Here is a 12,223-nt window from a genome sequence, read left to right as displayed (position 1 = left end):
GACGACTGGATAAATTTACAGCCATTATAGCAGTGAGGTGAGTGATGCCAACCGCGAAATTTCGACATGCGGCAACAGGCGCGCATCCGGGATATGCATCAGGTTGCCCTGCCGCAGGTTAATCCAGCAGGCCTGCAGTCCAGAGCGCAGTGAGCCCGCGACATCGGTTGTGAGGTCATCACCGACATGCAGAATATGATGTGGTGCGATATCAAGGCGTTGCGCGGCAAGCTGATACATATCCTGCCACGGCTTGGCGCGCCCATCCGGCCCGGCCCGCAGCGTAAACTGAAAGTAGTGCGCAATGCCCATTTTTTCCGGGCAGGCGTTACCGTTGGTGACCGCCACCAGCGGGATTTTTTCCGCCAGCGCTTTTAGCGTCTGATGCGTCTCATCCGGCATCTCGACCTGACTCCGCCACTGATGAAAGACCGCCATGACATCTGCCGCGCCCGCTGTCGCTTCAGCGGCCGAGAGGCCGACATTCAGCATCGCCAGCTCTACCGAACGGCGTCGCCACTCCGATACATCATGATAGATTTCAGGCTCACGCTGCAGCAGTTCGTCACGTAACTGCTGATAATCCTGCGGCGTGAAGTCACGCAGCGCCGGATGAAAAGCCTGCAACGCCGCATGGGACTCCAGCGTGGTACGACGAATCACCGGGTAGTTATCGTAGAGCGTGTCATCAAGGTCGAAGCTCATAGCTTTTATGGCCGACAGCGGACGATAAAACTTCATTCGTTCTTTCCTCGTTTGGCGCGGGGATGCGCAGCGTCATACACCGAAGCCAGATGCTGGAAGTCGAGATGGGTGTAGATCTGGGTCGTCGACAGATTCGCATGCCCCAGTAACTCCTGCACGGCGCGCAGGTCGCCGCTGGACTCCAGCAGATGCGTGGCAAAAGAGTGGCGCAACTTATGCGGATGGATATGGCTCGCCAGACCCTGTCTGATGCCCCATTCGGCAAAGCGCTTCTGTACGTTGCGGGGCGAAATGCGGTTGCCGCGCGTCGACAGAAACAGCGCATCATCCTGGGCACCGAACGTTTCACGCAGCGGCAGCCAGTGCTGGATCCAGGTGACGGCCGTGCGGCCAATCGGAACCCGGCGCTCTTTGCTGCCCTTACCCACGACCCACACTTCACCGGAATCGAGATCGACATGGCGGCAATCCATATTGACCAGTTCGGAGAGACGCAGACCGCCGCCATACATCACTTCCAGCATCGCCCGGTCGCGCACCGCCAGCGGATCGTCAAGGTCGATCTCCAGCAGCTGATTCACTTCATCAACATCAATATTTTTGGGCAGATGCCGTGCTTTACGTGGCGTCATTACCCCTTTGGCAGGATTAGCGGAGAGCAAACCCTGACTCACCTGCCAGTCGAGGAAACTGCGCAGCGCAGAGAGGCGCAGCGCCAGGCTGCTGGCAGAGAGTCCGGCACGACGGCTACGCGCCGCCATGCTGCGCACCTGCGCGGGTTCCAGCTGTGCCCAGCTGCTGAGCTTCATCTCGTCAGCAATCGCCACCAGCGCGGCAAGCTGTCGCGCATAGCTGCTCTGGGTTAACGGACTCAGCTGGCGCTCCACTTTCAGGTAGCGCAGGAATCCGTCGACAGCCTCCAGCAGCGTGCTGCTCATGCGCGCTCGACCCAGCGGGAAAGCAGATCAGGCATCATCTGCGACAGGTGCTGCAACAGCAGTGTCCCCATACCCGACTGGTAGTGCTGGCTATCGCGACTGCTGAACACCAGCACGCCGAGATCGCCCTCTTCGCCCATCAGCGACATGGCCACCGAACCGATCGCTTTTGCCTGCGGCAGCAGCAGCAGCAGTTCCGGGCCATTAATGTTGCCGAGATAGTGATGCTGGTTACCGAAGCGCTGAATACGCAGCGGTTCAAACGCCTGACGCGACAGGCTCAGCTGAAAGAAATCGGAAGGCGCGCCCAGCAGCCATTTATCACTAAACAGCCGCACATTGGCACCTGCCAGGCCCAATTCACGTGCCCAGCGGTGCAGTCGGTTGAGCATATCCTGCAGCGAATCAGCCGCTGCCAGATGACTTTCCAGCGACAGCAGACGGTCAAACAGTTCGTGGTTAGCGCTGGCCTGCTCCATCAGCAGCGTGATCTCTTCTTCCAGCCGCTGAATGTGGTTGCGTTGCCGCGCCATGTGCCACTCGACCAGCGACACGCTGCCGCGCACCGGATGCGGCACCGCCATCTGTTCAACTGCGCGTGCATTGCGGATAAAGAAATCGGGATTCTGCCGCAGATAATCACTGACGGCCTGATCGTCCAGCAGAACCGAACTGTCAGTCTGCTCTTCGATATTTTTCATAGATGAATAAACCCATCGTAGACGTGTGTCGCAGGCCCGGTCATATAGAGCGGCTGACCGGCACCTTTCCAGGAGATATGCAGCGTTCCACCAGGCAGATCGACACGGACGTTAGGTGCCAGAATGCCCTGCTGAATGCCGCATGCAACAGCAGCACAGGCGCCACTGCCGCACGCCTGTGTTTCACCCGCGCCGCGTTCATAGACGCGCAGGCGGATATGTTCGGGATTGATGATCTCCATAAAACCCACATTGACGCGATCCGGGAAACGCTCATGGCTCTCCAGAATCGGGCCCAGCAGTTCAACCTGCGCGGTTTTCACACTTTCAACCTGGATGACGCAGTGAGGATTACCCATCGACACCGCACCCAGCATTACCGTCTGTTCGGCAACGCGCAGCAGATAGAGGTTTTCGGCTTTGTTGGCGCGGAACGGCACCTGCTGAGGCTCAAAGTTGGGCTCGCCCATGTTCACGCGCACCTGGTCATCCGGCGTCACGGTCAGGACCATACGGCCATTTTGCGTACTGACCCGGATATCGGTCTTGTTGGTCAGCCCTTTGAGTTGAACAAAGCGGGCAAAACAGCGCGCACCGTTACCGCACTGAGCCACTTCACTGCCGTCGGCGTTGAAAATGCGATAGTGGAAATCGAGATCGGGATCGTAAGGGGGTTCAACAATCAGCAGCTGATCAAATCCGATCCCCAGATGACGATCGGCCAGCCGGCGGATCAACTCCGGCGAAAAAAAGACGTTTTGTGTCACTGCATCCACAACCATAAAATCGTTGCCGAGACCGTGCATTTTGGAGAACTGCATTTTTTGCTCCGCCGGATAAGCCATCAGATTAGTTCGCTTGTACGCCTGAGTTGCCGGTAACCAGTCCGCCCACATCGGCTTTTTTGGCATCCGCTTTCTGGCGTTCGGTCGGCGATTGTTGTTTCTTCGGCTGATCCTTCGGCGGGAAGTAAAGCGGTCCTTTCAGACCACAACCTGCAAGGCTGGTTACAGCCAGTGTCACGGCCAACAGGCTTATTACTTTCTTCATTCTTTATGCTCTTCATGTCCTTTACCTGGATGCTTATCATCGCAGTTGAAGGTGGAAAAGCAACAGGAAATCCCCGCTAATAGCGTGAACCGGGTGACAAGCCAGAAAGATAGCGGCCACCTGCAGAGCGCAGGCAGGCCGTCAGCATCAATGCACCTGATAGCGCGGTTGATAGTCGCTGTTGTCGTTGTCAGGCTGCGTCGTACACAGCTGCGTCAGCGTCTGACTACGGAACGGAATCACCTGGAATCGCTCACCCGTGTTCACAATCTGATAGAACTGCGGCAGGTTAAAGTTGATAAAGCTCGACCCATAGGTGAAGCGATCGTGCGATGAGGAGTAGAACCGACTGACGTCGCGCACCAGTTCCTCTTTGCTGCCTTCACAGTGGTGATAGACCTCAACCCGATTCGTCTCATCGAGAATGTAGATATTGAAGCCGCGCTCATCCGTGGTGTTTTCAAAGAAGAACTGAATGATGCCTTCGCTGGCATAGCCGTTAACGACGGGTGGCAGCGGTGTCTGATTCGTTTCGACTTTAATAGAGAGTCCATGCAGCTTGTTGTTGGAGATCGCGCCATAAAACTCAACGGCATTTTCCAGCTTCTGCACAGAAACACTCATACGTTCAAAGAACAGACCCCAGGTCTGGCCTGCCATGCGCAGCGCTTTAAAGCGGCCCGGCTCCTGACGTGTGCTGGAGAGGCGCAGCTCAATGCACTCTGAGACCAGCTGCTGCACGCGCGTGCGGATCAGACCGCGCAGATGCTGGCTGTAACAGAACACTTCCACCGTATCCGGCGGTGCGGCATCCTGATGCATCTTGCCAAGAATGGTTTTCAGTCCTTCGATCATCGCCTGTTCGCCGCTGAAATGCAGTGTACGCACCTCATTCCAGGAGTTGCGATAGAGCAGATCGATACTGCCAATCAGGCACTGCTGCTGCTGACCAAAGCTAAAAACATCCAGCTTGCGGAAGTCGAAGTGCACCACCTGGTTGCGGAAGGCCGCTGTCGGGTCATGCTCAAGGTTAACAATAATCGCCAGATGACGAATTTCGCACGGACTGTAGAGCGCTTTTGGTGTCGGCGAAGCCAGACGCAGCGGGAAGTGGCTGGAAACATCGTTGACCAGCTCCTGCAGACGCGCCAGATCGCAAATCTCATTGCCTTTAATATGCAGCCGGGTTTTGCGGGTCAGCAGACCATTAAACCACGCCCACGCCACCAGCTTGTTCAGGTAGCGGTTATATTCCAGCGGCTGATGGCTGATGATCGAATCCATATCCGGTGCCTGGTTATAGAGATACCAGCCGGAACGGTTGGCACGGCCAGGTGGGACATGAATAAAGGTCAGATTCGGTTCAGAGAGATCGGGCGAAATCTGCGGGTTCACCAGCGTCACTTTGCCCGGCAGCGCTTCAAACGCGGCATACAGTTTACGGGTTAATACACCGATATCCTGCGGGCTGGCGCTAACGCTTAAGTTATTGCGGCGGGCAAAGCGGATCAGGTTGCGATAGCTTTGCATCATCGCATCCAGTAATTCGTTATGGGCTTCGCGCACCCGCTCAATTTTCCACTCGGCGCGGTTGTCCAGAACGGCAATCTTCTCTTCGTTCCAGCCCCACTCTTTGACCAGCTGCGATAAAATCTCGCGACGCCAGCCGGTGCGATGATGATGATCTTCGGTGCTGAGCTTTTCACATACTTTGAGATAGAAGCAGCGACGAACCAGATCAAGACGCGGCTGATCGTCAACGCTGGTGAGATAGTGCGTTACGCGTTCCAGCATCATGCAGTAAGGATCGAGTCCGAAGCAGATGATTTCGCCGTCGTGCAGGCGCTGTTTGATATCCATCGCCAGCAGCTGCGTGTTCGGGTATTCCCAGCTATAGGCTTCCAGCAGCAACGTTTTCAGTACGGCTTTATAAGGCGAGTCGATGCTTTTATAGAGCTGCCACAGACTGGCACCAAAATACTCTTCAGCAGACAGCGTACCGAGGCCACCCAGATCGAGCCACTCATTGGGGGTCAGCACGCCTTTCGCGTACAGCGACATCACGTAATCGTCATAGTGATGCTCTTCTTCACCCGGTACCATATTCCACAGAAGACGTTTGCCCGCCATACGAACCGCGGTACGGTAAAACTCATCCAGTAGCAAAATGTGTTGGGTGGAGCCGCAATCTTCACCGCCCAGGCTGCCGCTTTCATTGTGACGGAAGCGGTTCTCATCAATCAGGAAGAAACTGACTTCCACACCCATTGAGACGCACCACTTCTGCAATAACGTACATTTGCGCTGCAGATTCAGGCGCTCTTCATTATCAAGCCAGGATTGATGGCAGACCCAGATATCGAGATCCGAGACGCTATTCTGGCCGACAGACGAGGTGCTGCCCATGGAGTAAATGGCGGTGATTGGCATCTCGCCTTTCGGCGCATCGGCATGGCGCAGATCGCTGTCGCCGGTGAGATCGGCCAGCAGCTGGCGCTGATTTTCATCAGGCGTGTAGAAGCTGATGCCATATGGAACGCTACCTTCAAGGTAACCCGGCATCTGAGGATGTTGATAATGTAATAAGGTTGGCAGCAGACTGTAGACGCGCTGAAAAGCGGGTCCCATAGCAGCCAGCGCACGATCAACGCGCAGCTGGTTGATTGCATCCAGTCTCTGTTTCAGTGTCTCAATGTAGAGGTACAAGACGTTTCGCCTGATTGTCCCAGTGTTTAAGCACCCTGTTTCCACGCTCTGCCGCTTATTAAAGTAAAAAGTGGGCAGATAATTGCTGGAAACGTGATCAATCTAACACTCGCCAGATTGACCGTAAAGAAAGTTGCGCTACTTAACAGTTTAGCACGTTCTTACCAGCTTCCCGCCTTTTCAGCGCTGGTTCCCACGTTATGGCTTGATAATCCGGGCCTGAAACCGTGCGCAGGCCCTTTTCAATCCGTTGAAACTGACAGTATTCATCCAGAGATGATAGGATATTCAGTGAACGATAAAAATGGTTAACAGCATGTTAGACAAAATTTTCAGAATTGCTACAAGACAAAGCCCGCTCGCATTATGGCAGGCACATTATGTACAGCAACGCCTCATGAGTGCCCATCCGGGACTGCGCGTTGAGCTGGTGCCTATGGTCACGAAAGGTGACATTATTCTTGATACGCCGCTGGCAAAAGTGGGTGGCAAAGGACTGTTTGTCAAAGAGCTTGAGCTGGCGATGCAGGATGGCCGTGCCGATATGGCTGTGCACTCCATGAAAGATGTGCCGGTCAGTTTCCCTGAAGGTCTGGGCCTGGTGACCATCTGCGAGCGCGACGATCCGCGCGATGCGTTCGTTTCCCATCATTATGACTCTATTGACGCGCTGCCACAGGGGGCCATTGTCGGCACCTCCAGCCTGCGTCGTCAGTGCCAGATTAGTGCGCGCCGTCCGGATCTGGTGATCCGTTCGCTGCGGGGTAATGTGGGCACCCGTCTCGGCAAGCTCGATGCCGGAGAGTATGACGCGATCATTCTGGCCGTTGCCGGGCTGAAACGCCTGGGACTGGAAGATCGCATTCGCCAGGCAATGCCTGCCGAAGTTTCCCTGCCCGCCGTGGGTCAGGGTGCGGTCGGCATTGAATGCCGTCTGGACGACAGCGTCTTAATTGACCTGTTACGGGCACTAAACCACGATGACACCGAAGTCTGCGTCAGAGCGGAACGCGCCATGAATACCCGCTTAGAGGGTGGCTGCCAGGTACCCATCGGCAGTTTCGCGGTGCTGGAAGGCAATGACCTCTGGCTGCGCGGGATGGTCGGCGCACCAGATGGCCGGGTGATGGTCAGCGGCGAACGCCGGGGTCCACGCGCGCAGGCAGAACAGATGGGCATTTCACTGGCCGATGAACTGCTGAATGGCGGCGCACGTGAAATCCTGAAAGAAGTTTACCAGGGGCAGCCGCCGGCATGACCATCCTGGTGACGCGCCCGGAACCCGCAGCGGCAGAGCTGGTATCGCGCCTGCATGCCCTTGGCAAACAGGCGTGGAGCCTGCCGCTGATCGAGTTCGCACCGGGCGCTGACCTCGCCTCTCTGCCCCAGAAGCTCGCCGGACTTCATGCTGGCGACCTCGTCTTTATCCTTTCTCAGCAGGTTATTCACTACGCGCAGCACGCGATCAAAGCATGGCCCACTGAGCTGGACTATTATGCAATTGGTCGCAGCACCGCACTGGCGTTTCACACCGTCAGTGGCCAGCAGGTGACCTGGCCACATGCACATGAAACCAGTGAGGAATTGATCCAGATAAACACACTTCAGCAGATTTCCGGTAAACGTGCGCTGATCCTGCGAGGCGATCCCGGACGCGAATTGCTGGCAGAGACCTTAACCCGGCGAGGTGCTGAGGTGACGTTTGCTGCCTGCTACCAGCGCTGCCAGAAGCATTATGATGGACCCGTTGAAGGCCGCCGCTGGCGCGATCGCGGCGTCTCGGTGCTGGTGGTGACCAGCGGTGAAATGTTACAACAGCTCTTTTCGCTGTTCCCCGCGGTTGATCGTGAGGAATGGCTGCTCCACTGCCGACTGATTGTCGTCAGTGAACGTTTGGCTACCCTGGCCGCTGGATTAGGTTGGCAGGATATTCAGGTAGCCGATGGTGCCGATAACGATGCGCTGCTGCGCGCGTTACGCTGAACTTTAACAATGGGATGTGCCACATATGACGGAACAAAAAGACTCCTCCGCCATGGTTGAAGAAACCACCCCAGCGGTTGACCGCTCCTCTTCCAGCAACAGCACACCACCGCGTAATGCGAAAAAGGGTGGCATGGTGTTGGGTGCCGTTGCGATTGTCATCGCGCTGGCGATGGGTGCGGGTTTATACCTTAACGGGAAACATCAGGCTGATTTACAGGCACAAACCAATCAAAAGCTGAGCGACCAGTTAAGCGCGTTGCAGCAGCAGGCCGGCAGCGATAAACAGCAGCTGACACAGCAATTAAGTAGCGCTGAAAAGGCGTTGCAGACTGCGCAACAGCAGCAAAATGCCTCAGCAAAAGAGCTGGAAACCCTGCGTGAAAAAGTAGCCGTGATCTCTGGCAACGACGTGCGCAGCTGGCTGCTGGCACAGGCGGACTATCTGGTGAAACTGGCGGGCCGCAAACTCTGGAGCGATCAGGATGTCACGACAGCCGCGGCACTGCTGAAAAGCGCCGATGCCAGCCTGGCCGACATGAACGATCCCAGCGTGATGAATGTGCGTCGTGCACTGACCCAGGATATCAGCAACCTCTCTTCCGTTACGCAGGTCGACTACGACGGGGTGATCCTCAAGCTGAATCAGTTGTCGAATAACGTTGATAATCTGCGCCTGGCCGATAACGACAGCGATGATGCGCCGATGGACAGCGATGGCGGCGAGCTCTCAGGTTCGGTGCGCGAATGGCGTCAGAATCTGGTGAAAAGCTGGCATAATTTTATGGATGATTTTATTACCATCCGTCGCCGCGATAACACCGCACAGCCGCTGCTGGCACCGAATCAGGATGTATATCTGCGTGAGAATATCCGCTCACGTCTGCTGATCGCTGCTCAGGCTGTTCCGCGTCATCAGGATGAGATTTATAAACAATCTATCGATACCGTGTCCGCCTGGGTTCGCGCCTGGTACGACACTAATGATGCCGCCACCAAAGCTTTCCTTGCTCAGCTGGATGAGCTGAGTCAGCAGAACATCAATATGGATCTGCCGGATAACCTGGAAAGTCAGCCGTTGCTGGAACAGCTGATGCAGACGCGGGTGCGTAACCTGTTAGCGCAACCTTCTGCCGCTGCTAATCAGCAGGGGGGCTAAGCATGCTTAAGGTATTTATCCTCTTTATCCTGCTGATTGCGGGCGTGGTGCTGGGACCGATGATTGCCGGTCATCAGGGCTACGTGCTGATTCAGACTGATAACTGGAATATCGAAACCAGCGTCACAGGCCTGGTCATTATCCTTATCCTCAGCCTGCTGGTGATTCTGGCCGTAGAGTGGCTGCTGCGCCGCGTGCTGCACACCGGCGCGCGAACCCGTGGCTGGTTTACCGGACGTAAACGCCGTCGCGCCCAGCGCCATACTCAGTCGGCGCTGATGAAGCTGGCAGAAGGCGACCACCGTCAGGTTGAGAAACTGCTCTCTAAAGATGCCGATCACGCTGATGTGCCTGTAGCCAACTATCTGCTGGCTGCAGAAGCTGCACAACAGCGTGGTGATGAAGCCCGTGCTAATCAGCATCTTGAGCGTGCTGCAGAGCTGTCGGAAAACAATACCATTCCGGTGGAAATCGCCCGCGCACGTATTCAGCTGGCACGTAACGAAGATCACGCTGCGCGTCATAGCATCGACCGCCTGCTGGAAGTGGCACCGCGTCACCCGGAAGTACTGCGCCTGGCCGAACAGGCGTATATCCGCACAGGAGCCTGGAGTGCGCTGCTGGATATTCTGCCGTCGATGCAGAAGTCACAGGTCGGCGATGAGCTGCATCGCGATGCCTTGCAGCAGCAGGCCTGGCTGGGTCTGATGAATCAGGCGATGGCTGATCAGGGCAGTGATGGGCTGAAGCGCTGGTGGAGCACACTGAGTCGCAAGACCCGTCAGGATACGACGTTGCAGGTCGCCATGGCGGATCATCTGATTGAGTGTGACGATCACGACACCGCACAGTCGATCGTGCTGGAAGGCCTGAAACGTCATTATGACGATCGTCTGGTACTGCTGATGCCACGTATCAAAAGCGGCAATCCCGAAGCACTGGAGAAAGCATTACGCCAGCAGATTAAACAGCATGGCGCAACGCCGTTGCTGCACAGTACGCTGGGGCAGTTGCTGATGCGTCATGGGGAATGGCAGCAGGCAGCTGACGCGCTGCAGCAGGCGCTGGCGCAGCGGCCGGATGCGTTCGATTATGCATGGCTGGCAGATGTTTATGACCGTCTGCATCGCCCGGAAGAGGCTGCAAAAATGCGCCGTGAAGGGTTGTTGCTGACGCTGAAGAATAACCCAAACGCCTGATGCGATTGTCAGACAGGATTAAGCCGGGCTCGCCCGGCTTTTTTGTGCCCAAAATCTGCCATCCGGTTCTCGCAGGCAAAAAAAACACCTGCCAGTGGCAGGTGTAAGATCAGGTCGGTAAGACAACCGGGAGGTACCTGACTCAACGTGGTGTCTGTTAACCCTGTAAGGCTTACGCGATACAGGCAGGCAGACAACAGGTACCGAAAATTGGCTCTGCATCATTCCCAGGTTTATGTAGCATAAGCAGACATAAGAGGTGGAATGAGCATCTACAGCAGAAGTATTGCACAAGCCGTGCCAGGTTAAGGTTTATATTTAAAGTAATTACAAATCAATAACTTAATCACAGTGCCAAATCTGTTCTTAGCCATGTCCGATGTTAAGTGTCGGTATCCGGCGACAGCTTGCATTTTCTCTGTCTCTTAATAGAGACAGCGAGGCCAATCTCTCTGTGAACTTAACAATAACAATGACTTATTTGTCGGCGATTCACGACGCTGCTACTCCTGCTTAAGCAACTTTAACTGACAACTGGCGAAATCAAAGCGGGAGAGCTGGCATCGAAGATTAGCAAACAGCAGCCCGTTCTCACCGCTGTGCCGGCTTCAGGGAGCATACGCCTTTCGCAAAGACGCAAAAGACGCCATCCCTGGCGGCCTCAGCGCGGGCCGTCCGTGGCCCGCGATGCTTTGCTACAGGCGTATGCTCCCTTCGCTTCACGTATGGCAGACGCATTAAGTACTTACATAAGCTTCAGAGAGTTTACAGCAATGAAGAAGCCCAATGCGTCGGGAACATGGTCAGAGGAGGAAAGCGTCCCACGCCTGGGACAAAAACGCCGGGAGCGTTTTTGAACAACGCAGAGCGTTGGCCCGGCTACGGGCGCACCTCAGGGATGAGGTGCGTAATCGCGTGGGCCGAGCGGCCATGGATGGCTTAAGCGACTTTCCGATCTGACCGTGTTCCCTTCGCAGACTCGAACTCACAGCAACATTGTTCCACAGCACCCAAGCCGGCCCGGCCCATATCTCCCGCAGACATTCGAATCCACTTTTCTACAGACGAAAAAAAACCTGTCTTTTCAGACAGGTTTCTAAAATGGTCGACGAGAGAGGATTACACTGCTCTATGAGCAGCGCCCTGCGGGCCGTTGCTGAAGCAACGTTGTCTCGCTTCGCTCGGCTCAAACCTCCTTCGGAGGTCCTCATCCTCTTTTATACAGACGAAAAAAAACCTGTCTTTTCAGACAGGTTTCTAAAAATGGTCGGCGAGAGAGGATTACCCTGCTCTGCGAGCAGCGCCCTGCGGGCCGTTGCTGAAGCAACGTTGTCTCGCTACGCTCGGCTCAAACCTCCTTCGGAGGTCCTCATCCTCTTTTATACAGACGAAAAAAAACCTGTCTTTTCAGACAGGTTTCTAAAAATGGTCGGCGAGAGAGGATTCGAACCTCCGACCCACTGGTCCCAAACCAGTTGCGCTACCAAGCTGCGCTACTCGCCGATTTTTTTAACTGTTTTGCCTGGTGCGAAGAGAGGGACTTGAACCCTCACGTCCGTTAAGACACTAACACCTGAAGCTAGCGCGTCTACCAATTCCGCCACCTTCGCGTTTCCCAGCAAAATCTGGGGTGGCTAATGGGACTCGAACCCACGACAACTGGAATCACAATCCAGGGCTCTACCAACTGAGCTATAGCCACCACAATTCTTAATGTCACAGATTTAAAACCTGCAGCATTTAAATCTCTACTGCCAACCGCGGTAAATCAACCACCGAAGC

General features: G+C 55.4%; 10 protein-coding genes, 3 tRNA genes and 2 other RNA genes. 4 read left to right on the top strand and 11 right to left on the bottom strand.

The genetic code is table 11. The features are described 5' to 3' along the window. Positions 1-24: 24 nt before the first annotated feature. The 6 genes from yigB to LQK91_RS19205 form a co-directional block, all read right to left on the bottom strand. The gene (gene yigB / locus LQK91_RS19230) at positions 25-741 is read right to left on the bottom strand and encodes a 5-amino-6-(5-phospho-D-ribitylamino)uracil phosphatase YigB (RefSeq protein ID WP_008926440.1); all 717 of its coding nucleotides are present in this window, start codon (positions 739-741) and stop codon (positions 25-27) included. Continuing rightward, positions 738-1,643 (bottom strand): tyrosine recombinase XerC, encoded by a 906-nt coding sequence (gene xerC / locus LQK91_RS19225; protein ID WP_008926439.1) that lies wholly within the window; start codon positions 1,641-1,643, stop codon positions 738-740. Before xerC ends, yigB begins: the two co-directional genes overlap by 4 nt. Further along, a complete protein-coding gene (locus LQK91_RS19220) occupies positions 1,640-2,344 on the bottom strand; it encodes a DUF484 domain-containing protein (protein ID WP_003854361.1) in 705 nt (234 codons plus the stop codon). Before LQK91_RS19220 ends, xerC begins: the two co-directional genes overlap by 4 nt. Continuing rightward, a complete protein-coding gene (gene dapF / locus LQK91_RS19215) occupies positions 2,341-3,165 on the bottom strand; it encodes a diaminopimelate epimerase (protein ID WP_008926438.1) in 825 nt (274 codons plus the stop codon). Before dapF ends, LQK91_RS19220 begins: the two co-directional genes overlap by 4 nt. Positions 3,166-3,193: 28 nt before the next feature. Then, the gene (lptM, locus tag LQK91_RS19210) at positions 3,194-3,394 is read right to left on the bottom strand and encodes an LPS translocon maturation chaperone LptM (protein ID WP_008926437.1); all 201 of its coding nucleotides are present in this window, start codon (positions 3,392-3,394) and stop codon (positions 3,194-3,196) included. A gap of 147 nt (positions 3,395-3,541) precedes the next feature. Next, positions 3,542-6,100: a class I adenylate cyclase gene (locus LQK91_RS19205; RefSeq protein ID WP_105100009.1), complete on the bottom strand. Its 2,559-nt coding sequence runs from the start codon at positions 6,098-6,100 to the stop codon at positions 3,542-3,544. A gap of 316 nt (positions 6,101-6,416) precedes the next feature. On the opposite strand from LQK91_RS19205, the gene hemC reads away from it, so the two are divergent. The 4 genes from hemC to hemY are packed head-to-tail and all read left to right on the top strand — an operon-like array spanning position 6,417 to position 10,441. After that, complete coding sequence (gene hemC / locus LQK91_RS19200) at positions 6,417-7,358, top strand: hydroxymethylbilane synthase (RefSeq protein ID WP_033743361.1); 942 nt, start codon at positions 6,417-6,419, stop codon at positions 7,356-7,358. After that, positions 7,355-8,083: a uroporphyrinogen-III synthase gene (gene hemD / locus LQK91_RS19195; RefSeq protein ID WP_003854352.1), complete on the top strand. Its 729-nt coding sequence runs from the start codon at positions 7,355-7,357 to the stop codon at positions 8,081-8,083. The genes hemC and hemD overlap by 4 nt, the downstream gene beginning before the upstream one ends. A 25-nt stretch (positions 8,084-8,108) precedes the next feature. Continuing rightward, positions 8,109-9,242, top strand: coding sequence for a uroporphyrinogen-III C-methyltransferase (hemX, locus tag LQK91_RS19190; protein WP_003854351.1), 1,134 nt, complete (start codon positions 8,109-8,111; stop codon positions 9,240-9,242). 2 nt (positions 9,243-9,244) lie between these two features. After that, positions 9,245-10,441, top strand: a complete 1,197-nt coding sequence (gene hemY, locus LQK91_RS19185) for a protoheme IX biogenesis protein HemY (RefSeq protein ID WP_008926434.1) — start codon at positions 9,245-9,247, stop codon at positions 10,439-10,441. Positions 10,442-11,543: 1,102 nt separating this feature from the next. On the opposite strand, the gene LQK91_RS19180 is transcribed toward hemY, so the two are convergent. From LQK91_RS19180 to LQK91_RS19160, 5 genes are all read right to left on the bottom strand, one after another. Continuing rightward, a non-coding RNA gene (locus tag LQK91_RS19180) (RtT sRNA) lies at positions 11,544-11,673 on the bottom strand. A 32-nt stretch (positions 11,674-11,705) separates the two neighbouring features. After that, positions 11,706-11,835: non-coding RNA, RtT sRNA (locus LQK91_RS19175), on the bottom strand. Between the two features lie 32 nt (positions 11,836-11,867). Further along, positions 11,868-11,944: transfer RNA gene (locus tag LQK91_RS19170), tRNA-Pro, on the bottom strand. Positions 11,945-11,964: 20 nt separating this feature from the next. Continuing rightward, a tRNA-Leu gene (locus tag LQK91_RS19165) sits at positions 11,965-12,051 on the bottom strand. Positions 12,052-12,067: 16 nt separating this feature from the next. Then, a tRNA-His gene (locus tag LQK91_RS19160) sits at positions 12,068-12,143 on the bottom strand. Between the last annotated feature and the right edge of the window lie 80 nt (positions 12,144-12,223).

Origin of the sequence: Pantoea sp. MHSD4, assembly GCF_021043305.1 — a bacterium.
Classification (GTDB): domain Bacteria; phylum Pseudomonadota; class Gammaproteobacteria; order Enterobacterales; family Enterobacteriaceae; genus Pantoea; species Pantoea eucalypti.
The sequence above is the reverse complement of the archived record's forward strand: the minus strand, read 5'-3'. Positions and strand labels throughout refer to the sequence as shown.